The sequence below is a fragment of the Alkaliphilus serpentinus genome, from assembly GCF_009017255.1.
Taxonomy (GTDB): Bacteria; Bacillota; Clostridia; order Peptostreptococcales; family Natronincolaceae; genus Alkaliphilus_D; species Alkaliphilus_D serpentinus.
The window spans coordinates 19726-46305 of sequence record NZ_WBZB01000010.1; the positions used below are offsets into that span (position 1 = coordinate 19726).

The 26580-nt window shown below is 34.3% G+C and carries 26 protein-coding genes and 2 tRNA genes; 4 read left to right on the forward strand and 24 right to left on the reverse strand.

Annotated elements, in window-relative coordinates:
- Positions 1-8: 8 nt before the first annotated feature.
- From yycH to F8153_RS02695, 5 genes are all read right to left on the reverse strand, one after another.
- A complete protein-coding gene (yycH, locus tag F8153_RS02675; protein WP_151864815.1) occupies positions 9-1418 on the reverse strand; it encodes a two-component system activity regulator YycH in 1410 nt (469 codons plus the stop codon).
- Between the two features lie 21 nt (positions 1419-1439).
- Entirely contained in the window at positions 1440-1901 is a 462-nt protein-coding gene (locus tag F8153_RS02680; protein ID WP_151864816.1) for a hypothetical protein, read from the reverse strand.
- A gap of 102 nt (positions 1902-2003) precedes the next feature.
- Complete coding sequence (locus tag F8153_RS02685) at positions 2004-3800, reverse strand: sensor histidine kinase (protein ID WP_151864817.1); 1797 nt, start codon at positions 3798-3800, stop codon at positions 2004-2006.
- A 1-nt stretch (position 3801) separates the two neighbouring features.
- Complete coding sequence (gene yycF, locus F8153_RS02690; RefSeq protein WP_151864818.1) at positions 3802-4494, reverse strand: response regulator YycF; 693 nt, start codon at positions 4492-4494, stop codon at positions 3802-3804.
- A gap of 160 nt (positions 4495-4654) precedes the next feature.
- Positions 4655-5458 (reverse strand): peptidase MA family metallohydrolase, encoded by an 804-nt coding sequence (locus F8153_RS02695; protein WP_151864819.1) that lies wholly within the window; start codon positions 5456-5458, stop codon positions 4655-4657.
- A 214-nt stretch (positions 5459-5672) separates the two neighbouring features.
- Here F8153_RS02695 and F8153_RS02700 point away from each other — a divergent pair, with 214 nt between their 5' ends.
- Positions 5673-6956: a S8 family peptidase gene (locus F8153_RS02700; protein WP_151864820.1), complete on the forward strand. Its 1284-nt coding sequence runs from the start codon at positions 5673-5675 to the stop codon at positions 6954-6956.
- A gap of 114 nt (positions 6957-7070) precedes the next feature.
- Here F8153_RS02700 and F8153_RS02705 read toward each other — a convergent pair whose 3' ends face one another.
- Positions 7071-8546, reverse strand: coding sequence for a M23 family metallopeptidase (locus F8153_RS02705; RefSeq protein ID WP_151864821.1), 1476 nt, complete (start codon positions 8544-8546; stop codon positions 7071-7073).
- Between the two features lie 310 nt (positions 8547-8856).
- Positions 8857-10359, reverse strand: a complete 1503-nt coding sequence (locus tag F8153_RS02710) for a M1 family metallopeptidase (RefSeq protein ID WP_151864822.1) — start codon at positions 10357-10359, stop codon at positions 8857-8859.
- 180 nt (positions 10360-10539) lie between these two features.
- Here F8153_RS02710 and F8153_RS02715 point away from each other — a divergent pair, with 180 nt between their 5' ends.
- On the forward strand, positions 10540-11628 hold the full coding sequence (locus tag F8153_RS02715) for a DnaD domain-containing protein (protein WP_243136875.1): 1089 nt from the start codon (positions 10540-10542) through the stop codon (positions 11626-11628).
- Positions 11629-11643: 15 nt separating this feature from the next.
- On the forward strand, positions 11644-12624 hold the full coding sequence (locus F8153_RS02720) for an ATP-binding protein (protein WP_151864824.1): 981 nt from the start codon (positions 11644-11646) through the stop codon (positions 12622-12624).
- Positions 12625-12665: 41 nt separating this feature from the next.
- Here F8153_RS02720 and F8153_RS02725 read toward each other — a convergent pair.
- The 14 genes from F8153_RS02725 to F8153_RS02790 all read right to left on the reverse strand — a co-directional run bounded on the left by F8153_RS02725 (position 12666) and on the right by F8153_RS02790 (position 23632).
- A tRNA-Glu gene (locus F8153_RS02725) sits at positions 12666-12740 on the reverse strand.
- A 2-nt stretch (positions 12741-12742) separates the two neighbouring features.
- Positions 12743-12818, reverse strand: a tRNA-Lys gene (locus F8153_RS02730).
- 247 nt (positions 12819-13065) lie between these two features.
- On the reverse strand, positions 13066-13170 hold the full coding sequence (locus F8153_RS16630; RefSeq protein WP_330577591.1) for a DUF1858 domain-containing protein: 105 nt from the start codon (positions 13168-13170) through the stop codon (positions 13066-13068).
- 221 nt (positions 13171-13391) lie between these two features.
- Complete coding sequence (locus F8153_RS02740) at positions 13392-14024, reverse strand: GNAT family N-acetyltransferase (RefSeq protein WP_151864826.1); 633 nt, start codon at positions 14022-14024, stop codon at positions 13392-13394.
- A gap of 165 nt (positions 14025-14189) precedes the next feature.
- Positions 14190-15521 (reverse strand): replicative DNA helicase, encoded by a 1332-nt coding sequence (gene dnaB, locus F8153_RS02745; RefSeq protein WP_192929623.1) that lies wholly within the window; start codon positions 15519-15521, stop codon positions 14190-14192.
- Between the two features lie 61 nt (positions 15522-15582).
- Entirely contained in the window at positions 15583-16029 is a 447-nt protein-coding gene (gene rplI, locus F8153_RS02750; RefSeq protein WP_151864828.1) for a 50S ribosomal protein L9, read from the reverse strand.
- Positions 16026-18026, reverse strand: a complete 2001-nt coding sequence (locus F8153_RS02755) for a DHH family phosphoesterase (RefSeq protein ID WP_151864829.1) — start codon at positions 18024-18026, stop codon at positions 16026-16028. Before F8153_RS02755 ends, rplI begins: the two co-directional genes overlap by 4 nt.
- 18 nt (positions 18027-18044) lie before the next feature.
- A complete protein-coding gene (locus F8153_RS02760) occupies positions 18045-18983 on the reverse strand; it encodes a YybS family protein (protein ID WP_192929620.1) in 939 nt (312 codons plus the stop codon).
- 12 nt (positions 18984-18995) lie between these two features.
- Complete coding sequence (locus tag F8153_RS02765; protein WP_151864831.1) at positions 18996-19328, reverse strand: MazG-like family protein; 333 nt, start codon at positions 19326-19328, stop codon at positions 18996-18998.
- Positions 19329-19485: 157 nt separating this feature from the next.
- Positions 19486-20481, reverse strand: coding sequence for an FUSC family protein (locus F8153_RS02770; RefSeq protein WP_192929621.1), 996 nt, complete (start codon positions 20479-20481; stop codon positions 19486-19488).
- A 390-nt stretch (positions 20482-20871) separates the two neighbouring features.
- Positions 20872-21141 (reverse strand): pro-sigmaK processing inhibitor BofA family protein, encoded by a 270-nt coding sequence (locus F8153_RS02775; RefSeq protein WP_243136876.1) that lies wholly within the window; start codon positions 21139-21141, stop codon positions 20872-20874.
- Between the two features lie 105 nt (positions 21142-21246).
- On the reverse strand, positions 21247-21549 hold the full coding sequence (locus tag F8153_RS02780) for a DUF2508 family protein (RefSeq protein WP_243136877.1): 303 nt from the start codon (positions 21547-21549) through the stop codon (positions 21247-21249).
- Between the two features lie 99 nt (positions 21550-21648).
- Positions 21649-22989, reverse strand: coding sequence for a PhoH family protein (locus tag F8153_RS02785; RefSeq protein ID WP_151864833.1), 1341 nt, complete (start codon positions 22987-22989; stop codon positions 21649-21651).
- Between the two features lie 319 nt (positions 22990-23308).
- Positions 23309-23632 (reverse strand): cupin domain-containing protein, encoded by a 324-nt coding sequence (locus F8153_RS02790; RefSeq protein ID WP_151864834.1) that lies wholly within the window; start codon positions 23630-23632, stop codon positions 23309-23311.
- A 94-nt stretch (positions 23633-23726) separates the two neighbouring features.
- Between F8153_RS02790 and F8153_RS02795 the strand changes: the two genes are divergently transcribed.
- Positions 23727-24392: a Crp/Fnr family transcriptional regulator gene (locus tag F8153_RS02795; RefSeq protein WP_151864835.1), complete on the forward strand. Its 666-nt coding sequence runs from the start codon at positions 23727-23729 to the stop codon at positions 24390-24392.
- A gap of 81 nt (positions 24393-24473) precedes the next feature.
- Here the strand turns inward: F8153_RS02795 and F8153_RS02800 are convergent, their stop codons facing one another.
- The 3 genes from F8153_RS02800 to F8153_RS02810 all read right to left on the reverse strand — a co-directional run bounded on the left by F8153_RS02800 (position 24474) and on the right by F8153_RS02810 (position 26275).
- Complete coding sequence (locus F8153_RS02800) at positions 24474-24647, reverse strand: DUF1540 domain-containing protein (RefSeq protein ID WP_151864836.1); 174 nt, start codon at positions 24645-24647, stop codon at positions 24474-24476.
- Between the two features lie 192 nt (positions 24648-24839).
- The gene (locus tag F8153_RS02805; protein WP_151864837.1) at positions 24840-25856 is read right to left on the reverse strand and encodes a permease; all 1017 of its coding nucleotides are present in this window, start codon (positions 25854-25856) and stop codon (positions 24840-24842) included.
- 11 nt (positions 25857-25867) lie between these two features.
- A complete protein-coding gene (locus F8153_RS02810; RefSeq protein WP_243136878.1) occupies positions 25868-26275 on the reverse strand; it encodes an ArsR/SmtB family transcription factor in 408 nt (135 codons plus the stop codon).
- Positions 26276-26580 lie beyond the last annotated feature (305 nt).

Sequence of the window (26580 nt, forward strand, 5' to 3'; positions counted from 1 at the left end):
ACCACCAGTTAGTTCAGTATATTGGTATTTAAAAGTTCACCCTTGTAGCTATCGAAATAGTATACTCTTTCCTTTATTTTAATTTTCCAAGTAGGCAAAAGAATCTGCCTCCTTTTATCCTCCTTCGTATCAAAATAAACCATTTCTACAGCTTCAATATGATCTAAAATTTCCTCACGGCTTTCTATAGATTCAAGATTATTTACCCTTAAATAATCATTGGTGAGTAGCTCAATATTATTTTCTATAACTTTAAAGGGCGCCAGTATTGGTTCCTGCTTTGGTATTGAGGGTAATGTCATTTTTCTTCTTGTAAAGGTTCTATAGCTTCTAATTTTGTCATCGAAAACCTCTATCTCAACAGGATAATTTAAGTTGCTACTGTGGAATGCCATGGCATACCCGTCTATAAAATAATTAAAAGCAAACAAATATCCTCTATTTTCTTCTATAGTCCTAACGGAAGCTAAGTAGGAGTTATCAGGAAATCCCCCATGCTTTTCTATAAACTCTATCGCCTCCTCTAAGGCCGATAGAACATCCATACTGCTGCGGTTTCCAACATCCTCTGTATATACAAGCCTCCCACTGGGGTTTATCCTTAAACTTTTTTCACCATATCCATAGAGATATACTCTTGCTCCACTGGTTTCTTTAATGGTTTTTACGAAGTCAAAATTATCAAAATATCCCTTAGCCTTTAATATCATGCTTCTTTCGTTCTCAACATCAATTAAACTTTCTATAAATAGCTGAGGTACTGGTGTAGTAAAATTTGTAGGAAACATTATTTTGTTATTAAAAAGTGGCCTATATTCGGAATGGGCTTTACTTTGGATTTCTTCCTTGATATAGTCCTTCAGTAAATCATTACCGTAATTATCTAAGGTTAGCTGAAATATCTCCTCATCTTCCCCAACCATGAATACAATCCCTTTATAAGCTGCAGGTATCAGGATTTTCTTTATGGTCCTAATATTTCCAACTACTCTGTTATCTAATTCTTTACTAAAAACAGAAGAAACTAAAACCGAAGAAAAGTTTTCTCCAAATTCTAGTTCTACATATTGTCTTAGATAATTCTCAATATATGTTTCTTTTGTAATTTTTCTTATGACAGGCTCCTCTAAAAAGAAGGAGGCTATAACTAGCTTGCTTAAATCCCATACTTCCTTAGCATCATCGTAGACCAATACAGTTCCCAAATGGCTTGGGAAGCTAGCCCCAAAACCCACAGTCACCTTCTGGGGAGATATTATCTGATTCTTTGCCTCTAATATATCCTGTTGGCTAATGTCATTTGCTGCCTCCGATTGGATCACACCAATGGGAGCAAATCTCCATATCTGATTGGTCAGTAAAACACTTATTGCAACGAGTATGGAAAGAATGATGGTTTTAACTCTTTCTCTGTTCATTGCTATCAACTCTCTCAAGTATTATTTGGTTAACGGGTTAATTCTATTTTCTGGCAGTAGCTTTGCTGGTAGCTTAGGTTCATATTTTAAATCCTCTACATTGATCATGCGTACTACCGTTTTCTCTGTCCCATCTGGATATATAGCCGTTATTTCTATTTTGTTTCTTCTTTCCTTTAACTTAACCTCAGCCATGCCTATCTCTAACGCTCCAATTTCTACTTCAATAGCATCGGCAGAAGCTGTAAAGGTTTCCTCATTCTTAACAACGCTATTGTTATAGTATACTTGTATGATTACCTTGGTACCTTCGGGAGCAATAAACTCCAACATAACACTGTTATTACTGGTGGTAATATCCTCATCGGGGGTAACCACTTGAAAAGAAGCCACTGGTACAGTATCCGTTCCGTAGGCGGTAACAGAGGAAATCCCCAAACCTATAAAAACGATAGCCGAACATATAAAAACCTTCTTTATCATGAAAAACGCCTCCTGAACGTGCATTTATAATTATAAAATTTGTATTAAACTAATTATAAATCATTAATATTACAACCGTGTTACAAGGAAATTAAATTTAAATTACACAGCTTTTTCCTTAAATAATGGTAGATAAAGTATTACCTCTGTGCCCTCACCTTCATGGCTGGATATCTTGATTTCACCTTCATGGGCATCTATAATTTCTTTAGCAATGGATAGACCAAGACCTGTTCCTCCCAGTTCTCTAGATCTAGCCTTATCTACCCTATAGAATCTCTCGAAGATTCTTGGTAAATCACCTTCTGGTATACCCATACCATTATCCTTTATCCTAATGTCAACATATTCGCCAGTCTTATCTGCCTGTATAGTGATCTCTCCACCCTCGGGGGTATATTTTATTGAATTGCTTATGATGTTTAGTATAACCTGCTCCAGCTTATCTTCATCCGCATAAATGGTTCCTGCATTTTCATCCATCTCTACGTATATTCTTTGTTGTTTATTTTGTGCAGAAACATCTAGCTTTAGTACTGCTTTATCAATAATTTTGTTAATTATGATGGGCTTTTTATTCCACTTTGCTTGCTGAAAATCTAGATTTGATAACTGCAATAAATCCCTAACTAGCCTAGTCATTCTATCTGCCTCATTATCTATCACCTCTAAAAATCTTAGCAATAGTTCTCTACTATCTAAAGCTCCTTCTAAGAGGGTTTCTGTGTAGCTTTTTATTGTGGTAAGGGGGGTTTTTAATTCATGGGAAACATTGGCCACAAATTCCTTCCTCATGTTTTCTAGTTTTTCAAGTTCAGTAACATCCTGCAGCAACACAATGATTCCTTCATATTTCCCCTTGTCATTTTTATAGGGAGCATAATTTGCTCTAATGGTTACCCCTTCTTCCATATGAAGAATTTGAGTTCCCGACCAATTTTTACTACTTCCCTTTATTAAGTCTATTGTTAGCGGTTCCTTAAAGTTGGAAAAAAGTTTATTAAAGTTTTTATGATTAAAGGAACCTTCTTTTATTCTTAGCATCTCCAATGCTCGAGGATTGGCATGAATGATAGTACCCCTTGCTGTTGCAGCAACAAGGCCATCAGCCATGTATTTTATAATGGTGTCCATCTTCTGCTTTTCACTAGACATCTCCAGCATAAGTGAATTCAATTGGGCTGTTAAGTAGTTGAACATACTGGCCATTTGGCCAATTTCATCATCAGACTTTACCTCAACCACTTGATTAAAGTCCCCTCCAGCCATCTTTTCTGCTTTAATTGTAACATCGTTAATAGGCCCTGTTATACTTTTGGCTATTAGGTAGCCTAAAATGACTGTAATAAACAAAGCTAAAAAGGTTGCCCTTATTAATATACCTATGGATGCATCTAGGGTTTCATAAATATCATCTAAGGTTCTCCTGACATATAAAGCTCCTATTATTCTACTGTCATCGTCATATAATGGGTAAACCAGGTTCTTCGAAGTTTTATTGATGGCCTCACTTGGCGAAATATCCTTTTCAGCAACTTCACCGGCGAAGGCCTTTATAATTAGGTCGGTTTCTAATATATCTGCAGCATTCTGATTTAGATAATGTGCATTTGTACTGGCAATAATAGAAAAGTTTTTATCTTTTTCAATTACGAAGAATTCCATACCCATTTCTTCATAATAATTTATGTTCTCTTGCACCTCTTGTTTGTTATTAACCCAATCTATCTCCCTTAGTGTCTGCATAAAACTATTGGCCCTAAGGTCTATATTGTCCTTAACGGTATTTAAGTGATAGCTTTCAAACTGCTGCATGATAAATACTCCTAAAATAATCATGGCGATAAAAACCAAAAGGAAATAGATGGCAATGAACTTCCACCTTATACTCTTAAACATCTTAAGCCCTCCTAAAGTAGTATCCGACTCCCCTCTTAGTCATGATGAATTTGGGGCTACTAGAGTTATCTTCAATTTTTTCTCTTAATCGTCTTATGGTAACATCCACTGTTCTAATATCACCATAATACTCATATCCCCAAACTTCCTTTAGAAGCTGTTCTCTTGTAAAGACCTGCTCTGCCTGCACTGCCAGAAATTTAAGAAGTTCAAACTCTCTTGAGGTTAATTCTACGATATCTTTATCCTTCTTAACTTCGTATTTATTAAAATCTATGGAAAGAAGACCGGAAAAAATCATATCCTCCTTACCACTTGTTCCTTTCAAAACATTAACTCTTCTAATATTAGCCTTAACCCTAGCTAGCAATTCCCGCATTCCGAAGGGCTTTGTAATGTAATCATCTGCTCCCATTTCAAGGCCTAAAACCTTATCAAGTTCTTCTTCCTTAGCAGTCAGCATTAAAATAGGCATGGAGTAAGTTTCTCTAATCTTGCGACATACCTGAAAGCCATCCATTTTAGGCAACATAACATCCAACAGTACAAGGTCTGGTGATAACTTTGCAACTTTATGTAAAGCTTCTTCGCCATCCATGGCTACCTCTACCTGATACCCTTCCTTTTCAAGGTTAAATTTCACGATTTCTGCAATGGGCCTTTCATCCTCAACAAGTAGTATCTTTTTTTCCATTATTACATCACCTCATTATTGGATTGATGAATCTATGTTTCTATATTTAATATAAAAATCCTGCTGACTATGCTATGTTTAACCTGTCCACGGGGAGCTATCGCCCTTATAGACAGGTTTTTCATAACCATTTATTTCATAATATCATTTTTTAATAGCACTATTCAAATAAATTATAAAAATCCTTTATATTTCCTCCATCACCTAAATGATAGATCAATTCAATCAATTCTTCAGTTCCTTGGTTTTCAACAAAGCTATCAACTAATCTAAAGGATTTCGTATAGGCCTTGTATTGGTTCAAGCCATAGAAATCCCTTGTTAACTGATTTATGCTATAGGGAATCTGACTGTCCTCCAGCTCTTTTCCCCATTGGTAACCGTCAATCAGATACTCAAAATACAGACTGACACCCTCAGTAAACCATGTAGGAAAATTGCCCTTAGCTGTGTGATCAGTTAATAAATGTACCAGTTCATGAAGAATAGGACCCTCTGAATAAAATACTTCTCTATAATCCTGATTATCTCCATACCATACTTCTGGATTCAATATGTGAATGGTGTTTCCATAATATACTCCCATAGGTGATTTGGCTTTATTAAGCATTGTTGCCTTCATCATGGATGCTCCATCATTATATACGATCATCCTAACTTTATTCTTAGGCTGATACTTAAAGATTTTAGTTGCTGCATGATATTTATCCTCTGCTGTTTCTCCTAAATAATTTATAATTTCTTCATCTATATCTTGATGTTGAATAATGAAGTTTTCTGTTTCAGTTGTCTCAAAACCTCTTGTATTAAAGGAAACGTAGTTATACTGTACCGCCCTTATGACTGGTTTATATAAGCCACTGAAGGGTAGCATTCCCACATTTGACCGTAAAAAAATGGCTAAGAAAAAAACAGCTAACCAAACCAAACTAAATTTATATTTAAATTTTTTCAGTACTTTCATAACTCTATCCCCCTTTCAAAAGTTATGTAAGGGATAGCTATCATTTTCACCAAATTCAATAAAATAATTATATCACAACTTTATGTAAACTTCCATTAAAAACTAATAGCATTTTTTTCTTAGAAGAGCCAACCTTTAACTCTATCCATATCTATCACTTTTTTTTCTATACTGCATAATCTATATTAGAATGATTTTAAAGGAGGACTTATCTGTGTTTGGATATAGAAATATTATAGAAGATTTAGTTGTGGAAAGACTGATAGATACAGAAGAAGATATCCCTGTTATCATCTCAGCAAAGGACTGTGACTGTGATAACTTAGAGGAATTTGTAAAGCGAATGGGTGGAAAAATTAAGCATAAGCTTAACATCATTAATGCAGTTGCAGCTTATATGCCCAATAAAGGGGTTAGGTCTGCTGCTATGGAAAGGACTATAGAGAAAATCCAATTAGATGATAGAGCCTACAAGCTCATGAATATTGCCTCCGAGACTGTTGCTTCAGACTATGCTAATGAGCATGGTTTAACTGGAAAGAACGTGTCTGTCGCCATAATAGATACTGGGGTCCATCCTCATAGTGATTTAACAAAGCCCACAAATCGAATCATTGCCTTTAAAGATTTTGTGGGAGATAAGATCCATCCCTACGATGACGATGGCCATGGTACCCATGTTGCTGGTATCATTGCTGGTAATGGCTTTTCTTCTAGAGGAAAATACATGGGAGTTGCCCCTGATGCAAACATCGTTGGAGTAAAGGTACTAGATGAAGAGGGCGGTGGTAGCATTTCTGATGTTATTGCTGGGATTCAATGGGTCATAAACCATAAGACTACCTATAATATTAAAGTAATTACTTTATCTTTAGGTACAAAGGCTAAATCCCTTTACACCGAAGATCCCCTTTGTAAAGCTGTAGACGCAGCTACTAGGGCAGGGATAACCGTAGTTGCTGCAGCAGGTAACAATGGCCCTGAGAAGGAAACCATAAATTCACCAGCTATTAGCCCTAATATTATATCCGTTGGTGCCTGTGATGATAGAAATGGACCGTCTTCCCTGACAATTGCTGATTTTTCAAGCAGGGGTCCTGCTATAGGTGGAATTATGAAGCCCGATATTATTGCACCAGGTGTTGGAATACATTCCCTTAGTAATGAAGGCAACGACTATATAAGCTTAAGTGGTACTTCAATGGCTACTCCAATCGTTTCTGGTTCTGCAGCTCTATTATACGAATATAACCAAAATTATACTCCAAACGAAATTAAAGACTTAATCAAAAATAATGCTTCATCCCTTGGATTCCCCGTTCAAGAAGAGGGGGCGGGCCTGTTAGACCTCCGCAAAGTGATTGATAACAATCTTCAAAGGCCTATACCAAAGGAACCCCGAACTAGCCCAGATAGAGGAAGGGGAGGCTGGTCTTATAAAGGCTTTAATGGTTGGTTTTTAGTTATAGTGCTGGTTGTTTTGGTTTTACTGCTGTAATGTGAATAACAGACCCTTAATGACCACCATATGATTCATTGTTCTACAGGATTCATAATTAGCATGTTAAAAAGCGTAACCGAAGGTTACGCTTTAATTCTTTAAGTTATTCTTTTAGTAGCTTACAAATCTCAATGGATTAACTGGTACGCCATTTTTCCTTACCTCGAAATGTACATGGGGCCCAGTGCTGTTTCCTGTACTTCCAACCGTTGCAATTTTCTGTCCCTTATACACCCTTTCACCCTTCTTAACCAGTAGGGAATTGTTATGGGCATAATAGGTTTGGTATCCATTCTCATGATCAATAATTACTAAATTACCATATCCACCATTTCTACCAGAGAATGTAACTAATCCACCGTCAGCTGCAGTAATACTAGTGCCTGTTGGTGCAGCAACATCTATACCTTGATGTCTTACTCCCCATCTCATTCCAAAGCCTGAGGTTAGCCTACCCCTAGTAGGGTTTGAGAAGATACCAGTGGCCATAGTTTTAGGCCTGGGCTTTGTCCCCTTTGCAATAACCCTGGTTTTGGGATCTGAAAGAATTTCTTCCTCTAAAACATCTCTACCTACCTCAACGCCATTTTCCTTGATAATATAGGCTTTAACCTCTCGTATACCCTCAACACCTTGAACTAGGATTTTGCTATCCCCCTCATAAAGGGTTTCATTATCCTCATAGTTTGTTTCAAAGGGAACTCCTTCAACCAACTCAGCATACTCTCTTGTAACTACTGATATATAAGGTTTTGGAACGATTAAGCTAATTTCTTGGCCAATTTGTAACCTGTCAGGATTAATGTCAGGGTTTGCCTTTGCTATATCTTCAACGCTTATCTCATACTTTTTAGCTATTCCCCAGGCACTTTCGCCCTTTTGTACCTCATGAATTTTTTCTTCATCTGTACCAATAAGAATATAATTTAGAGCACTTTCAAGGGTCCTAACCGAACCTGCTGCTCCAACAATTTCTCTTAATTCTACTTTTTCTTTGTACTGAATACTAACTTGGTTATTTCCTTCAACATGATAAGGCTCCTTTATGGTATCCAACAATTTATTAGCGGTCTCCATATCTGGTAGTCTTAGCAACTCCTTACCATCCACAAGTAATGCAACTGCACTAACCTTAATGTCTACCTTCATAAGAATATTTCGAACAATTGAATCATGGTTGGTTAGCATTTCATCATCGGCATCTACTTCATTAAATTGAATTTTTTCAACAAAGGGGATATCAACATCATAGACCTGGATCTGCTCTTCTGCAGCCTCCAGTGCTTTTTGGAAATCCGCTTCATCCCTCACTATAGCCAAAACCTCTTGGTCTACTACAACCTCAAAGGCTGCAAGGGAGTCATCAAGGGTTGAAATCATCATAAAGACAGCACCAATCATCCCTACCAACAAGGCAATGGAAGTGAAGCCCAGTATTTGCTTTTTTCGATCATTCTTAAAAGAAGAGAAGAACTCTATGCCCCTAATTTTATTTAAGCCAGCTGTGTATATAGTCCTGTGTCGGCTAATTAAAACTTTTCCCCACTTATTAGCCTTCTGTTTAAAGACCATAACCCTATCCTTCATATAATTTCCCCTCTCAAAATAGGCTTTTCCATAGTTTGAGTAAGAACTTTTATGTAATGTAGTACCTTTTGCCTAATTTTGGTTTTTATTTGTAATCATTTTGTAATATTTACTACTCTATTATATACTACACTTTTTATTGCTAGCAAGCCCAAACTAGTGTTCTTTTTCATTTAATAGGAAAATTCTATTTGTTACCTATTAAATGGGGGTTTTTAAGGGGCCCCTCCCCCTTATTAAAGTAAGGAGAGGTGAGTTGTGTCACGGAAATGCTTTTGATCAAGAATATTTTTTACCAAATCAATCCTTTTTATTCAAAGCTTATCTCCAACCATTCCTCAAATAAATCTTTTAGATTATGTTTTGAATTGTTCTGCATTATTCGATAAAAATCTAGGGTGGTTACATTTTTAAATTTATAGGTATTATAATATTCTTTTAAACCATCAAAAAAGCCTTCATCTCCCATCTCCTTCCGTAAAGCTTCTATAAACATAGCCCCCCTGCTGTATACTATGCTGCTATATTCTAAGTTGCTTTCAAATTCCCTTAAGCTCCTTAGTATACCCTCCCCCCTATCGGGTTTTAACATAATATAGCTTTCATATTGAACCTCAACAATTTTTTCATATATTTGCTCTTTGATGTGGTCTCCATACCTCTCCTCAAAATATAATAGGGTTGAGTATTCAGTAAGGGCCTCATCTAACCAAGGCTCCCTAACTTCATTATTTCCCACAATTCCATACCACCACTGATGAGCAATTTCATGGGCGATTACATATTCAAGGGGAAAGTTTTCTTCCATTTTATATAAATCTTTACTAATCATCACTAAGTTTGGATATTCCATTCCTCCAAGAAAAAAATCTGTTGCTACCACCGACAATTGATTATAAGGGTATTTGCCAAATAACCTATTAAATATCGACAAAGCTTCTGCACTGATTTCTATGGCTTCCTTTTCCTTACTACCATTTATGGTAAAGGACTTAACCATTGTATCGTCTCGTGCCACCTCTTTTATGGAGAAGTTTTTACTTAATATAATTGCAAAATCCCGAACATTGTTTGCCTTTACATTATAGAAATTCTTATTCCTTTTGGACTTTTTTGATAGGATATCCCCTGTAGTTACTAATGTATATTCCTTTGGTATTTCAATTTCAAGATTATAATTGGCAATGTCACTATAAAAAGGGTCTCCTATCGGATAATAAGGATCCAAATTCCAGCCCCTATTATCATAAACAGAAAGAATGGGATACCAGTTGGTTATATTTATCGTATCCTCACCATAGCCAAAACGTCCAATGGCATTGGGGATCTTAATGATGAAATCTATATTGATCTCCGTCTCTTCTCCATTCCTTATGGGCTTACTAAAGGTAGCTCTAAGGAGATTTTCTGTTTCTCCCATAATCTTATAATCTATGGATCTTTTATTCTCCCTAACGTCCAATATCTTTATCCAACCAGAATCAAATCCATTGGGATAGGCTCTGTTAATTTCATCCTTTTCAAAGGGGGCCGTAGCTTTATTTTTAAAGGTATTGCAATACAAATGAAAATATATGTGGGGTAAATCCTTCTCAATATTGCTACTTATAACAACTTTCTGGCTACCCTTTAAAATCATCTCCTCATCGTCTAGAGATATACTAATATCATAACTAACTGGTAGACTATTATTGAATGCAGTATTAAAAACGCCCTCATCTGATGGCCCTAAAAAGATGCTGTGAAAAATGATGCTAAATAATAATGTGCTAATTACGATACCCATTGAAAAGAGCTTTCTTTTTAGCTTCATTATAAACCTCCTCTAATTCCATATAAATAAAGCTATCCAATCTTATAATATATATGCTAAAATTAATTCCTTTACCTCAATTAATTATTATTTCTTATTCCTGGTTTTATTCCATTTTTATTCTTAAGGAATTTCCTATAGCCCCATATCGTTAAAAAGGACTTCATGATATAATAAAAAATGAAGAAAAATTTTGGAGTGATTTATATGGGTTTTATTAAAGGTACGTCATCAATAGATTTAGGAGATACCCCTATTGAAAACATCTTTATAGATGTTTATATGCCCATGGCCAATGGTACCTATGTAAAAGTCTATCTTATGGCGTATAAATATGCTTGTGAGTTAGATAATAGCCTAAAGCTATGCAATTCTACCCTTGCCAAAAGTCTAATGATTTCCCTTGAAGATGTACATAGAGCTTGGGATTTTTGGGAAGGCAAGGGAATTGTAAAGAAGCATTCTGAATTAGAATCAGAAGAGGATTATAGTATAGAGTTTATCAATTTAAAGCAGCTTTATATTGACAATAATTTTAAACATATTACTGTAGACGAAACAGCCAATACTTCAGATGACTATAGCCCCTCTACTAAGGACTTAGTAGAGGCTAATCAAAACCCGTTAATAAGAGAAATGTTTACGGATATTAACAAAATAATAGCAAGGTCTTTAGTGCCAAATGATAAAAGAAAAATCATTAAATGGTTCTCAGATTATAATATTGATCCACCATTAATTGTTAAGGCCTTTAGCTATTGCAAGCACAATAAGAATATCACTAGTATAAATTATGTTGGAGGAGTTTTGAGAAACTGGTATGATATGGCCATTACCACTGTTGAGCTTCTGGAGGAGTATTTATTAAAGCAGGGGGAGCGTTATGGAGTGTATGAAAGGGTTTATAAAGCCCTTGGTTTTAGCTCTAGGGAGCCAGCTGAGGCAGATATGAGAATTATGGATAAATGGGTTGACGATTATGGATACTCTTTGGAGGTAATCCTAAAGGCCTGTGAAAGTACAAGTAAAACTACCAAGCCAAGTATTAATTATATAAATGGTATCCTAACTGACTGGCATAAGAAGGGTGTAAAAAGACTTGAGGATATTGATGTATTAGATAAGAAGGAAGCAAAAGCTACAAGTAATCAAGTAAACCAGAGTAGTTCAGTTAAGACAAAATTTCATCTGTCAAAAAGTCGTTTTGATGAATATACACCTGAAGAATTAAAGTCTTTACTACTTAGAAAACAAAGAAATAATTCATAGATTGGGGTGTAGTTGATGATGGATCAAGTAATTAAAAGGATATTGAGGGATTACGAAGATAAAAGAAGTAAATCAAAAACTCGAAAGATCAAAAGGATTCAAGAGATTTATAATAGGATTCCCAGAATTAAAGAAATAGATGATGAAATCCAAAGGATTGGAGTATCTATTACAAGGGCTATATTGGTTAAAACAGAGTCTCCAGAAATACTGGTAAACAAGCTTAAGGTCCAATTGGAGTCCTTAAAACAAGAAAAAGCCTTTCTTTTAACCGAAAACAACATTCCTATTCAGTACCTAGAGGATGAGTATTCTTGTAGCTATTGTAAAGACACTGGTTTTGTTGGAGGAGGCAAAAGGTGTAGCTGTTTTAAGCAACAACTGATTAACAGCGCTTACTCTATGTCTAACCTAGAGGGAATATTAAATAAAGAAAATTTTAAAACCTTTGACATAGAGCTATTTTCAAATAACCCCTTTATGGAATATCCTTTAACCCCTAGAGAAAACATGATGGATATACTACAAGTCTGTGAGGGCTATACCATAAACTTTGATAGAAAGAATGAGGATAAAGATAATTTGTTATTCTTTGGTGACACAGGACTTGGTAAAAGCTTTTTAGCAAACTGTATCGCAAAGGCTCTATTGGATAAGGGGAAGCTGGTGGTTTATCAAACAGCCTTTAAGATATTTGAAATAATCGAAAATGTCCGTTTCCATAATAAGCAGGATAAAGATAAATATGACTTATTGTTTAGCTGCGATTTATTAATTGTAGATGACTTAGGTACTGAAATTACAAATTCCTTTACCAATAGTGAGCTATTTAACATTATTAATAGTAGATTAATGTCAAAAAGTAAAACCATCATCTCAACCAACCTTCAGCCTATGGATTTTGGTAAGCGCTATGATGATCGTATAGCCTCTAGAATTTTTTCTAACTATAAAGTTTTAGAGTTTTATGGTAAAGATCTTCGCTGGCAAACATAATAAAAAAATCCTTCCCTATGTAAGGAAGGATTTTTTATATTTGGTGACCCCTAGGGGAATCGAACCCCTGTTACCGCCGTGAAAGGGCGGTGTCTTAACCGCTTGACCAAGGGGCCAATGGTGACCCATCCGCGACTCGAACGCGGGACACCCTGATTAAAAGTCAGGTGCTCTACCGACTGAGCTAATGGGTCTAGTTATTGCTCACATTTATATATAATAAGAGATACTTCGACATAAGTCAATACTTTTTACAAAATAAATGCAAAAACGTGAACAAAACGTTAAAAGCGTTAAAAAAGAGAAGGCTCTTAACGAGCCTTCTCTACTTTTTTTGGATGTTTATCCTTCAAAATGCTTATTCAAATCTTCTATTAGCTTAGTAACATCTATTCCGTGTACTCTACCAGCATCGCCGATGCTCTCCATTGTTGCACCAGGTCAGCCAAGGCAATGTAAACCATACTTCATGAATATTCCTGCTGCTTCTCTATCCATTTTTAAAACATCCATTATGGTCATCTCTGCTGTAATCTTATTGGCCATATTTGTAACCTCCTAACCTTTGAATATACTTATTATATTACCATTAATTATAGTAAATATCAATGTTATCCATAAAAAGCTTATCCACAAGTTGAACTATAACATTAGTCCTAGTATTCCCAACTTTTTATATTTTTATATGCCTTCAGTTTGTTGAAATTACTCAATTATGGTTGTGTATTATTTTCCTTAATATCCTATTATCCACACGGACTAAAGAACTATGCACAGGTGTTCGGTGGATAATGTGGATAAATATTCTTTTGTTTTTCATAACCTTCTTTAGTTATTAACATATGAATAAACCTACATTGTAAAACACCTTTTTCAATTTTAAAGTAATCTCGGAAATATTCTATGCTTTTATCTTTAAATACTTCCACACTCTGATCTTCAAATGGATTGTATTCTAGTTTTTCTACTTTAAAGCCGCAATTTAAATAGCATTTTCTGGCCCTATGATTAAATTCTGCAACTCGTAGAATCAGTTTTTTCATTTTCATTGTTTCAAAATAATAGGGTATAAAGGCTTTTAATGCATCCGTCCCGTAGCCTTTATCTAGATAATTAGGATCAAATACGATACCCATTTCAGCACTTCTTCTGATCATTCTGATATCCCTTAATGCAATATATCCCACAAGCTTATTTTGATTATTAAATGCTACAAAGCACTTTCTTGAAAAGGTATAATTCTTTCTGTAAAACCAATAATGCTTTTGAAGAATATCCATTTTGGGAAAATTATACGCCAAAAATAATGGATCATTATGAATTCCCCAGTTATCCATTTCATCCACATGGTTACGTTGAAGCTTTATGATATAGGAAATCTCTCCCTGTGCGATTACCATCTTGCCCTCCACTATATTGACTGTGACTAAAGTATTCATACTTAATAGCATTTTAAAAGAATGCTCTTATACTCTACATATACTAAATTTTGTTTTTTAATTAGCTATTATTCATTGTTGGTTTATCATTATAAAAAGATTTCGTTACGCATTGCTAAAGGGTTCTTATTCCCTATATTTTTCATAATCTAAAAATTTCTGGTATTGCCCCAGCCACAACAGTTCTGTTGTTCCGGTTTCACCATGACGATGCTTTGCAACGATTACCTCTGCTAAGTTCTTCTTGTCTCCATCTGGATGGTAGTATTCATCTCTATAGAGAAACATAACTAAATCAGCATCCTGCTCAATAGCTCCTGATTCTCTAAGATCTGATAGGATTGGCCTATGATCAGCCCTTAGCTCTGGAGCTCTAGATAACTGTGAAAGTGCTATAACAGGACATTCCAGCTCTTTAGCCATGATTTTTAAGTTTCTCGAAATAGCGGATATTTCCTGTTGTCTATTTTCTGTTCGTCTATCTCCCTGCATTAGCTGCAGATAATCCACCAATACTAAGTCTAATCCCTTTTCCATCTTTAATCGACGACACTTGGATCGCATCTCCATTACGGTTATTCCTGGCGTATCATCAAAATATATTTCAGCTCTAGAAAGAGGAATCATGGCTTGGGCGATCTTTCCCCATTCTTCTTCGTTTAAATTTCCTGTCTGTATTTTACTTAATTCCACCATAGACTCTGATGCAAGGACCCTCAGCATCAACTGTTCCTTCGACATTTCTAAACTGAATATTGCAACTGATGCTCCGGCTTTTATGGCAGCATTTTGAGCTAAATTTAAGGAGAAGGCTGACTTTCCCATAGCTGGCCTTGCAGCTACCAGGATTAAATCTGTAGGATGCAGTCCACTTAATTTAGTATCTAAATCTAAGAAGCCTGTGGTCATTCCTGTTATTCCCTTCTTATTTTCATAAAGGTTTTCAATTTGGTCAAAGGTTTTAGAAAGAAGTTCATTGATTGGTGTAAAACCTTCTCTAAATCTATTTTGAGATAAATCATAAATGTTTTTTTGAGCTTGTTCTATAGCCTCCTGAACCTCAACCTCTGTGCTATAACCTAGCTGTATAATTTCTTCGGATGTTCTAATGAGGTTTCTTAGGGTTGCTTTTTTTTCAACAATTTCTGCATAATACTTAACATTTGATGTTATAGGTACTACCGATGTTAAGCTACTGATATAGGGTATTCCACCAATAGCCTCTAGAATCCCTTTGCTTTTTAATTCTTCAGTAAGGGTAACAAGATCCACGGGTTCATTTCTGTTGAATAGATTAAGAATTGCAAGGCAAATCTCCCTATGGGCTTCCTTATAAAAGTCCTCAGGCTTTAACACCTCCAGGGCTGTTAAAATGGCTTCTCTATCCAATAGCATTGAACCTAAAACCGATTGTTCAGCTTCTATACTATGGGGTGGTATTTTACTAAAAACATTCATCCCTTCCATAAAATCCTCCTACTTCTAATTAAGGGCTGGAATTAGCTCCAACCCTTCCTTCTTATTCTTCTGTTACATTTACCTTTAATTTCCCTACCACCTTAGGGTGTAGCTTAATCTCAATAATTTTTGCACCCAGTTCTCTAATAGGCTCGTTTAAAAGCATTTTTCTTTTATCTATCTTTATCTTATGGGTCTTTTCAAGAACTTCGGTTATCTCCTTTGTTGTTACAGATCCAAATAACCTGCCTCCCTCTCCAGCCTTTGCTTTTATTTCTACTGAGAGTTTCTCTATTTTTTCAGCAAGCTCCTTAGCATTTTCTAGTTCCTTTTCCTTCTTTTGAGCCTCTGCTTTTTTTTGTTGATCTAATGTTTTCATATTTCCTGTACTGGCTTCAACAGCTAATCCCTTGGGTAAAAGAAAATTTCTTGCATACCCATCACTGGCATTAACCACATCGCCTTTTTTTCCTTGACCTTTAACATCCTGTAATAAAATTACCTTCATTTTTCTTCACCTTCCTCTAAGTATTCTAGTATGATTTCCTCTAGCTGCTCTAAAGCTTCCTCAAGGGTATATCCTTCTAATTGGGCCCCTGCCACAGTTAGATGCCCCCCTCCTCCAAGCTTTTCAAGAATAACCTGAACATTTACATCCCCCATGGATCGTCCACTGATGAAGATTCTTCCATCCTCCTTCATCCCAAGGACAAATGAAGATATCACTCCACGGATATTTAATAGTTCATCAGCCGATTGAGCAGCAACCAGCTGTATATTTTTAACCTGACTACAGGTTGAAATAGCCACTTTATCCTTTAATATCCTTGCTGTCCTTAAAACTTCTACCTTTGCAATAATCGTAGATAGTTCATCCTGAAAAAGCTGACGAACAGAAGTTGTATCTGCTCCCGCCCTTCTAAGGAGAGAAGCTGCTTCAAAGGTTCTTACACCCGTTTTAAAGGTAAAGTTTTTAGTATCTACAGATATACCCGCCAATAATGCTTCTGCTTCCATTTGTTCTATATTAACCTTATCCTCCATGTAGAAAAGAATTTCTGTAACCATCTCACTGGTTGAGGATACGAAGGTTTCATGATAACTTAGCACTGTATTTTCAATAAACTCTGTTCCACGTCTATGGTGATCTATTACTACAATATTCTGGGTAAGATTTAGGATTTCTGGGCACTCAGTAAAGCTTGGCCTATGGGTATCTACAACTACAATAAGGCTATTTTCACCAATCCGTCCCTTTGCTTCTTCACAGGAGATCACAGAGCTTCTAAAGTAATCCTTCTCCATCATCCTATCTAGGAGGACTTCAATTGAAGGATTTCCTTCATTTAGAATAATGAAGGCTTCTTTATCTAAGTTCATGGCAGCTCTGTATATTCCTATTGCAGAGCCCAGGGCATCCAAATCAGCATTCTTATGTCCCATTACAAATATATTATCGGCTTGCTCTATAAGCTGCTTTAAGGCATGGGCAATAACCCTAGCCTTCACCTTTGTTCTTTTTTCTACAGCCTTTGTTTTTCCACCATAAAAGCTTATTTTTTCATTATTCTTGATTGCTGCTTGATCTCCGCCTCTACCAAGGGCTAAATCCTTCGCTGTGTTGGCGAAATCGCATACTTGTTTAGGAGTTTCGCCTCCAATGCCTACTCCAATACTTAAGGTTATAGGCAGCTTATTTCCTATGTTTATCTCTCGTATCTCATCTAAAATTTCAAACCTTTTAGCCTCTAGCTTTGGTAACTGCTGATTTTCGAATACAACAATAAATTTATCATTATAGTATTTTCTAATAAAGCCATTTAGTTTATTGGCCCATAGATTTATACGTCTATCTATTTCAGCTATTACCAGTGGTCGGACTGCTTCCTCAGTACTTTGCATAACTTCATCAAAGTTATCTACCTGTATAAGGGCTACAACAGACTTTTCATTATGATATTTTCTTTTTAACAGTAATAAATCTGTTATCTCCACCCAGTATAACATGATAATATACTTTGAGGCATGTTGCTTTGAAAGCTTGATAATATTATATAACACAGTAAAATATCTGCCATTTATATGAATTTCTTTAATATTTTCTTTTTTATTTTGTAATACATCCTTTAATTCAAAACTTTCAATAATATCTTGTATGTCCTTCTCTAGTAGCTCTTTTTTACCTACAATTTCCACAAACTTCGAATTGTACCAGGTTATAGTGCCATCGAACTCTACTATTGTAAGGGGTATAGGTAGATTTAGGATGGCTTGTTTTGTTGCTGAATCTATGTCGGATGAAAGGCCTTCAATATAACGAGTCCATTCTTCCCTACGAATATTTGTGGTTTTTAAATTATAGTAAATTAAATAGGCTAAAAGAAAAACACCTATTATCCCGATTATATGATTATAAAAGGATACAATCACTATAAATACCGATATTATGATAAGGTATATTCTAGTATCTGGGGTAAAAAGCTTAAAAAACCTACTAATTTTCATGTTACTACCTCCAGGTTATTATTGTTTCTTGATGCTTCTCAGCTTTCTAATGTCAAATGCAGCATCAATTAACCCTAATGGAGCAATAATATAGGCTGTTAATGGGCTAAAAACTACAATTAGAATAATTAAGAAAATCCTTAAAGCCTTTGGTGTCTTTATTCTCTTCAGCATATAACTGATGGTGGCTATACCTTGTAAATAGAAAACAAAAATAAAAATTACAATTACATTATTTAATAATGCATTAAAATGAATACCCTCTATGAATCTTGTTAAATAGCTAAGAACAAATATGATAAATGAGCCTAATAATATGTTGCCAGGCAATCTAAATTTACTGAACTCTGGTAGTTTATCATAATCATAACGAATCTTCTTTAAAACTGAAATTGCCAAGTAATAGTTTGCAAAGGCTCCCATAACCGATTGTAATATTAGAAAGCTTGGAATTAACATAATTAGGTTATCAATTGCAGCTTTAATAGTGGCTTTACTATATTCCATAGATAGGATTTCTTCCATTTGCAGCTGAACTTCCTTGAAACTATCGGCTATGATTTCCATAAAGTTTATGCCACCGATTATGGCTATCAGCTGTATGATTAAAAAGGTTGTTACCACCCAAAGAGCAGAAGCTATTGATATGGCCGTAAAGGGTTCCTTTTTCGTTCTAATACAATACCCTATAACAAGGGCCACTGGTCCAAACATAATCAATATAAATCCTGTAAGTATGAGCTCCGTCAATAATCCAATGGCTAAACTTGATATTAAAAGGGAAAGAATCGTGTACTTTGTTCCCCGCCTGGCAGATAGAATAATAAAAGGCACTGGTAGAAAAAAAATCAGTATTGATAATACCGGTATATAGATAACGCTGATTGCAAAAAATGCTGAGATCATAGCTATAAGAGCCGATTCAATTAGAGCTCTTTTATTATTTTCCAAATTCAATTGCATTCACTCCTATTGTTTTCCTCGATTTTTAAGATATTGACTTATGCTAGAAAGGTCTCCATACCACTTTTCTAGATGATGCTCCTCTAGCATATGTAGCTTGGCCTTTTCCTGTACCTTTTTATCAACAGTATGATAGTCGATTCCAAGCCTTTTACCTAGGGAATAGGTAACTAAAATAATATTGGCTAATACTTCAACAATCGCTTCCTGTCCTTCTTTAAAACCCTTTACAAGTAGTTCAAACAATGAGGCGATGCTATTTAAAAGCTCACATTTTAAAAACTCTATCATTTTAATATTCTTCCCTATATCAATTTGTCTTTTTTCTATTTCCCCCATACTACCCCTCTTTTCTAAAACACTATTTATATTAATACAAGTATTATATCAAAAATATAGACTCATAAGTAGTATTCTATAACGAATTATCCTTTCCTTCAATGATAATTACACAGAGGCTCTAATTAATGGGATTAACCCATAGCATCAACAGCATTTATAGATCTTTAATAAAGTTGATCTTTGAAAGAATTTCTTCTAGATTATAGATCACAACCAGTAGTTTAATTACCTCATCGGAGGGAAATTTATTAACATCGGGATTATATTTGAATCTTCTTTTTGCCTGCCTAATTAAATCAACTGCAGTGTGAAGATTATCCTCTGCTCCTTTACCGCCATCATGGGTATCCTTTAATAAGAGACTTCTAATTTCCCTTAAATCTTCAATAATGAAATTAACAACCTCTCCCTTTATATCCTTTTCCATCACTCCCAATAGGTTCTGAAAGTGTAGATAGATTTCTTTGCTTAGTTTGACCCTAACCTCCATCTCTTTAAATTCACTGTTATCATAGATTTTCATTTTTCCTTCCTTAGCGTGTAGCTTAAAGAGATTCTCTACCCGATCAATTTCTGCCTCTATTTCTGATGTATTGCGTTGAAGGGTATCTAATGTTTTTTCCTCCCTTAATAGAAGATTAAAACACTCTACTACATTTCCCCATATATCCTTTAATACGTGATTTGTTTCTTCCATTAACTTTTTATCATAGGTTGGTGGATAAATTAGATAATTCACTATTAAGGCTATACTGATTCCAATAAAGGTATCAAATAGTCTATTCAATGCATAGGAAGTATACCCATCTCTATAGTTTAAGAATACTGCAATAAACACAACACTGGCAATGTTTATAGACTCATTCCATTTCAATCGATTCATAATGTGTATTAAAATGATTAAGCCCAGGGAAGCCATTAGAAAATTTTTGGGTGTGATTACAATAAATATTACCCCTACTATGGCTCCTATAAATGTTCCCAGCATTCTGTTTATGCCAGCTTGCCAAGAATCTGAAACCGTAGGCTGTATAGCAATTAAGGCTGCAACCATGGCGAAAAAAGGTTCATCAATGCCTAGAAGTCTTGATACCATCATAGTTATACCAACTGCTATACCAGTTTTAATGGTTCTTAATCCAATTTTCACTAAAATCACCTTCTCTCGTTATAAATCCTTCTCGTCTATTATAATATACCTTGTTGATTTCTTATACTCCTTTTCCTATATCTTTAAACAGAAAAAGACCGATTTAATCGATCTAAGGTGCTAAAAACTATTCTTCCAACCCATCTTCATTAAATGCCCTGCTTCCTTAAGATTGTAGCAGTAGGTTTAGTTTCTTTAAAAGTCTTCTATTTGTTAAGAACTCCAACGGTTGCAATGTATACAGTTTTAGTGGTTGGAGGTTAGAAGTTGGAGGCTGGAAAGAAGACTTTTTCTCATTTCTAGCCTCTTTCATCTTGCTTCTAAGTTACCAAGAGTGCTGGGTTTCTGAAGCAATAAAAAAATTATCCTTTTTCAACAGGCTCAGATATATTAAAGCTTATTAATTGCCACCATCAGAACAACTCCTGGTATTCCTAATATCCCAACAATGGTAGCTGTCAAAGGATTTATCGTAACAGAAACGCCTATGAAGTTGCCAATAAAGTTTGTTATAAAAAGAATGATCACTCCAATAGCTGCCTTTACTACTATTTTACCAATAAATTTTAAGGGTGTTGCTAAAACCCATACAATAATATATAGCGCAATTAGTCCAAGGGCATAAGCAAGTATAATCCCTAGTTCCATACCTATGTTCACAATATCCCCTCCAATTAAACAAAATAGGAGTAGTTTGACCTACTCCTATTTTATATTCTAGTTTATCGGATTTTATCCCTATTCTTTTGCTTTTAGGTCTAGTATCTAACTAAGATTTACTTTAATTCCCTCTTCTTTAGCCTTCTTTAATAGATAAATGTATCTACTTTTTGCTGCCTCCATCTTATAGATTGCATGGTCTATTAAGTCTGGTTCTGTAACATTTTCAAAGAAGACCTCTGCACTTTTCCATTCGTCATGGGCTATCCTAATAATATCAACAAAGGCTTGATTCTCATCAACTTCTTCTTCCATCAGATGATTTACTTTATGGTGAAGAGCACCTAGGATATTATTAAAGTTCATCATAAACTTATTCTTCTTTGTTGTAAGCTCCCTTTCCTTCATTATGGAATACCCCCTTAAAAGGATTTATTGTTTAGTAGGATATCCATTATTTTCAAGTTATATACCCATAACTTTGAAATAATACTTCTTATTTGAATGTTATAAAAGCTCTGCTGCAAGTTGAGCAAGGGAAGATCTTTCAACCTTCTTAAAGTTTATGTGGGCTGATATTTCTTGTTCTTTAAACTTATCTATGGTATAAGTAAGTCCATTACATATTGCATCCAGATATGGATGGTCTATCTGTTCAGTGTCCCCCATTAATATAATCTTAGTTCCCTCCCCTACTCGAGTTACTATGGTCTTCACTTCATGCCTTGTAAGATTTTGGGCCTCATCTATAATCATAAATTGATTGGGAATGCTTCTACCTCTAATATATGTTAAAGCTTCTATCTCAATTCTATTCATTCCAACAAGGGTGTCTTCTAACTTATTAATGGTTTTTGTTCCTAAAATAAATTCCAAATTATCATATATAGGTTGAACCCAATAGCGAAGCTTTTCATTTTTATCTCCTGGAAGATATCCTATATCTCTACCAACAGGGATTATTGGTTTTGTGATAATGAGTTTATTATAAAGCTTTTTATCATTGGTTTTATATAATCCTGCAACCAAAGATAGAAGGGTCTTTCCAGTTCCTGCCCTACCCGTAAGGGTCACTAATCTAATCTTATCATCCATTAATGCTTCTAAAGCCATTCTTTGCTCTAAGTTTTTTCCTTTTATACCCCAATAAACCTCTTCTCCATAGTGTAGGACTTCGATTTTAGTAACCTTAATATCTACTTTACCAATGGCGGATTTAGAGGTTCCACAGAGATCTTTTAAATGGAGGAACTCATTAGGATAGATGGTGGCACTATCTAAATACACTTTAAAAGCGTCTATAGGCAGAATCTTATCCTGATAAAACTGATCTATTATATCTGAAGGTACTAATATATCCTTATATCCTTCATATCCAAAACTTATGGCATCATTCCTATCCTGTATATAATCCTGACTCGAAATATTCAGTGAATCAGCCTTAATTCTCATAATTACATCTTTACTTACCAAAACTACATCAATACTTTTTTTATTACTATTGTTTTTGAGTTGCAGATTGAGTGCTACAGCTAGAATTCTATTGTCATTATTTATTTCATTAAAATACTCTGATAGAGTTTCTAAACTTCTATGATTTAACTCAACCCGTAAGGAACCCCTCCCCTTTAAACTTATGCCATTGCTCAAGCCTCCTTGATGTTTTAGTTTATCTAACTCTCTTGCAACCTCCCTTGCATTTCTTCCAATTATATCTTGAAGATTCTTTTTTTTGTCGATTTCCTCGATCACCACTGCTGGTATTACTACATTGTCGTCACCAAAGGAATAGATACTTTTAGGATCATGCAGTAAAACACTTGTATCAAGTACAAAGGTTTTGGTCATAAGGTCCCCAAATTTAAGGGATTCACCTTCCTTTCTCCTGTTTGCTATATATTATATTGCTATTATATATTTATGTTGTTATAGCAGGATGAATGTATTGTAAATTTTTATTGTAGAAATCACCCTTTACTTGTTATGTATCTAATTCTTAAGTTTATTTCCCGGGAAATAAACTAATGTTATAATAGAAAAAAGGTTTAAAAGTATGTAAGCTCTTCTAAACCTTTTCTTGATTAGGGGATTTTTTATTATTACAGCAGCACGAAAACCTTCAATTAAAACTTAAATATAAACTTACTCTCTATTATCTCTAATATCGTTAAGCCTTATAATCCTTAGGATTTGGGGCTTTTATTACAAAGAATTCTAATATATCTTCATGATTATTATTAACATTCATCTTGGTATTAAAGGGTATATTAATAATATCTCCAACAACATAAAGCTGAGTGTCCTCTTGATTGAGCTTTAATGACATGGTGCCTCTAATTACTATCATATACACATTTGAATTGGAAAAATGTTCAGGTAAGCTGGTCCCCTTTGTTAAAACCATATGGTTAAGATGAATATTATGATCGTCAATTATCCTTTCTATGATCTTTTCATTCGTAACTGAATATTTATAATTTTCCTGTATCATGACAAAACCTCCTTATTATTATTTTAATTATATATTATAATAGATTCATGATTAGTACAGTTACCATGGTAACTAAATTTAAAAGGAGATTCTAATGGATAACTCAATTGTTTCTTTAATTATGGCTACAGATCTTTTTAAGGATTTTTCTCCAATGGAAATTACTAAACTCTTAAAATCCAAAACCTCCTTTTCTAAGTACAAAAAGAACACTATGATCTATTTTGAAGGAGAAAAATGCATATCTTTAGATATTTTATTGAAGGGTGAAATCATTATCCAGCGTATTGATGAAAAGGGGAATGTTTTAACAATTGTTGATTTTCATTCAGGAGATATCATTGGAGGTAACCTTTTATTTTCCAATCATCCCTATTACCCTATGTCAATAATAGCTAAAACAGATGTAGAAATTCTCCATCTTCAAAAAATCTTAATACTTGAACTGTGTCAAGAAAGCAAAATCTTTCTTACAAAATATCTATCCTCTATTTCAGATAAAACAACCATGTTAACCAATAAAATCAAAGAAGTCTCCTTAAAAAGTATTCGAAACTCAATCATAGATTACTTAAAATATCAGCATAATATTCAAAATAGCTATAAGATAAACCTAGGAATTTCAAAAAAAGAACTAGCAGAAAGGTTAGGAATTCAAAGAACGTCCTTATCACGAGAGCTCAACAAAATGAGAAAAGATGGGCTAGTAGAATTTGATGCCCATTCCATAACAATTATCAATAATCGTATTATTAAATAAATCTTTTTTTTATCTAGATCCATAAAAAAATAGAAGGGACCCACTACAGACAACATCCCCTCTACTTTTTATTAAACTTCTCTATTTGCCTTGAAGCATAAAGGTTGCACAGTCAGTTTCTTGTGTGTCGTGGGCATTTCTAGGCTGAACTTCTATTCTTTCAGCTGCACAGTGATCACCTTGCATATAATAATGACAGGTATTAACCACACACTTAATTCCCTCATTTGGGTGATCCATTTTTTGTACCCTCATTTTGTAACCTCCTATATAGAATATTAGAATCGAAAATATTACTTGCATAATCCTTTACTCTATACAGAATAAAATCTTGAAATAGTTAGCTTTTAGTAGCTATTCAGGTTTTATTCACAGCAATATTAACTTATTGTGTTTTATATGGACATAGCCTTTTTTAAGTTCTAATTCATGTATAATTCCTATTTGTTAAAGAATTAAATAGGAAAGAGCATTAAAGAGATATCCGATAATTAGTATGCCAATAGTTACGATTGCAACAAAGACCCCTAATAATTTTTTCTTCATAACTTTACTTAACATAATCATAGAAGGCAATGATAATGCCGTCACAGCCATCATAAAGGATAGTATTGTTCCGATTCCTACACCTTTAGAAAATAAAGCCTCTGCAATTGGCAATGTTCCAAATATATCTGCATACATAGGTATTCCCACTAAGGTAGCAAGTAAAACTGAAAAGGGATTATTTTCTCCAATTACATTTTGAATCACTGATTCAGGTATCCAGTTATGAATGATGGCACCTATCCCAACTCCTATCAGAATATATAACCAAACCCTTTTAATAATTTCTGTAACTTGCCCCTTTGAATAAGAGATTCTTTCTTTACGACTCATTTCCTGAATTTCTACATCAGCAACTTGTATTTCTTTAACATATCCTTCTACATATTTTTCAAGCTTGAGTTTATCAATTAAGGTTCCTCCTATAACTGCTAGGATTAATCCCACAACAACATAGACTGTAGCAATCCTTATTCCAAAGAATGACATCAATAACAAGAATGATGCTAAATCCACCATAGGAGATGAAATTAAAAATGAAAATGTAACTCCTATTGGTAACCCTGCTGAAGTAAAACCTATAAAAATTGGAATACTAGAGCAGCTACAAAATGGTGTAATAGTACCAAGCAAAGCTCCTAAAAGGTTTCCTTTTATTCCTTTAATTCTACCAAGTATTTTCCTAGTTCTTTCTGGTGGAAAGTAACTTTGTATATAGGATATTGCAAAAATAAGTATCGAAAGAAGTAAAAAAATCTTTATTGTATCATAAATAAAGAAATGAACACTTCCTCCTAGTCTACTCCCATAATCTAATTTAAATATTTTTTCAACCAATAGTTTAACAAGATCATATAGCCATGTCATCTTTAATAATTGATCATTTAGAATACTAAAGATTTGATTGATATAATTCATTGTAAGTCCCCCTAATCATCCTTTTTTAAATCTTTAAGCTCCTTCATCTTCTCTTTAATATAATCGTCAGTATAGCTTATCCTTAGTAAATCCTCTTTTAGTGTTGGATAGTCTTCAGTATTTCTTGTGATATTTTCTAAAATTGAAACCAGCATTTTATTTTCTTTATTTAGATAGTAAAATATGAATTTTTCATCTCGTTCATCTTTAACAAAGCCCATATTTCTAAGCTTTGCTAAATGCTTTGAAATTTTAGGCTGACTTTCTTTCATTACTCCTTGCAATTGGCATACACAAAGTTTCTTTTGATATAGAAGCACTAGAATTCTCAGACGAGTTTCATCAGCTAAAACTTTAAAAATATTTATAAGTGCCCTCATTCTTACACTTCCTTTACTCTTATTTTCCTTCGCAATCATATTCTCGTATGGGTATATGTGTATATAATTATATTATTCCTCCTTTCTTCTCTTGTCAATATATAAATGATTTTCTAGAATCCTATAAAGACTGATTAATAACTGAAAGATAATGTTAACGAATTACTATACTAAAATACCCTTATAGATTTAACTTTAGCTGTTTAAATGTATTATTATGGAAACAATTTTTTATTCTCTATAATAATTCTATATCTTTACTTTTATTTCATCTTATTTAATAGGTTACTCTTCAAATTTAGATTAAAGCTGTAGCATAAAAAAACATACTAATAAGGTTGTAT

Excerpts from the sequence above, each read along its gene's own strand:
- yycH (WP_151864815.1), bottom strand. The coding sequence starts at position 1,418 with ATGAACAGAGAAAGAGTTAAAACCATCATTCTTTCCATACTCGTTGCA.
- F8153_RS02680 (WP_151864816.1), bottom strand. The coding sequence starts at position 1,901 with ATGATAAAGAAGGTTTTTATATGTTCGGCTATCGTTTTTATAGGTTTG.
- F8153_RS02685 (WP_151864817.1), bottom strand. The coding sequence starts at position 3,800 with ATGTTTAAGAGTATAAGGTGGAAGTTCATTGCCATCTATTTCCTTTTG.
- yycF (WP_151864818.1), bottom strand. The coding sequence starts at position 4,494 with ATGGAAAAAAAGATACTACTTGTTGAGGATGAAAGGCCCATTGCAGAA.
- F8153_RS02695 (WP_151864819.1), bottom strand. The coding sequence starts at position 5,458 with ATGAAAGTACTGAAAAAATTTAAATATAAATTTAGTTTGGTTTGGTTA.
- F8153_RS02705 (WP_151864821.1), bottom strand. The coding sequence starts at position 8,546 with ATGAAGGATAGGGTTATGGTCTTTAAACAGAAGGCTAATAAGTGGGGA.
- F8153_RS02710 (WP_151864822.1), bottom strand. The coding sequence starts at position 10,359 with ATGAAGCTAAAAAGAAAGCTCTTTTCAATGGGTATCGTAATTAGCACA.
- F8153_RS02715 (WP_243136875.1), top strand. The coding sequence starts at position 10,540 with ATGAAGAAAAATTTTGGAGTGATTTATATGGGTTTTATTAAAGGTACG.
- F8153_RS02720 (WP_151864824.1), top strand. The coding sequence starts at position 11,644 with ATGATGGATCAAGTAATTAAAAGGATATTGAGGGATTACGAAGATAAA.
- F8153_RS16630 (WP_330577591.1), bottom strand. The coding sequence starts at position 13,170 with ATGGCCAATAAGATTACAGCAGAGATGACCATAATGGATGTTTTAAAA.
- F8153_RS02740 (WP_151864826.1), bottom strand. The coding sequence starts at position 14,024 with ATGGTAATCGCACAGGGAGAGATTTCCTATATCATAAAGCTTCAACGT.
- dnaB (WP_192929623.1), bottom strand. The coding sequence starts at position 15,521 with ATGAATGTTTTTAGTAAAATACCACCCCATAGTATAGAAGCTGAACAA.
- rplI (WP_151864828.1), bottom strand. The coding sequence starts at position 16,029 with ATGAAGGTAATTTTATTACAGGATGTTAAAGGTCAAGGAAAAAAAGGC.
- F8153_RS02755 (WP_151864829.1), bottom strand. The coding sequence starts at position 18,026 with ATGAAAATTAGTAGGTTTTTTAAGCTTTTTACCCCAGATACTAGAATA.
- F8153_RS02765 (WP_151864831.1), bottom strand. The coding sequence starts at position 19,328 with ATGGGGGAAATAGAAAAAAGACAAATTGATATAGGGAAGAATATTAAA.
- F8153_RS02780 (WP_243136877.1), bottom strand. The coding sequence starts at position 21,549 with ATGAAGGAAAGGGAGCTTACAACAAAGAAGAATAAGTTTATGATGAAC.
- F8153_RS02785 (WP_151864833.1), bottom strand. The coding sequence starts at position 22,989 with ATGACCAAAACCTTTGTACTTGATACAAGTGTTTTACTGCATGATCCT.
- F8153_RS02790 (WP_151864834.1), bottom strand. The coding sequence starts at position 23,632 with ATGATACAGGAAAATTATAAATATTCAGTTACGAATGAAAAGATCATA.
- F8153_RS02795 (WP_151864835.1), top strand. The coding sequence starts at position 23,727 with ATGGATAACTCAATTGTTTCTTTAATTATGGCTACAGATCTTTTTAAG.
- F8153_RS02800 (WP_151864836.1), bottom strand. The coding sequence starts at position 24,647 with ATGAGGGTACAAAAAATGGATCACCCAAATGAGGGAATTAAGTGTGTG.
- F8153_RS02805 (WP_151864837.1), bottom strand. The coding sequence starts at position 25,856 with ATGAATTATATCAATCAAATCTTTAGTATTCTAAATGATCAATTATTA.
- F8153_RS02810 (WP_243136878.1), bottom strand. The coding sequence starts at position 26,275 with ATGATTGCGAAGGAAAATAAGAGTAAAGGAAGTGTAAGAATGAGGGCA.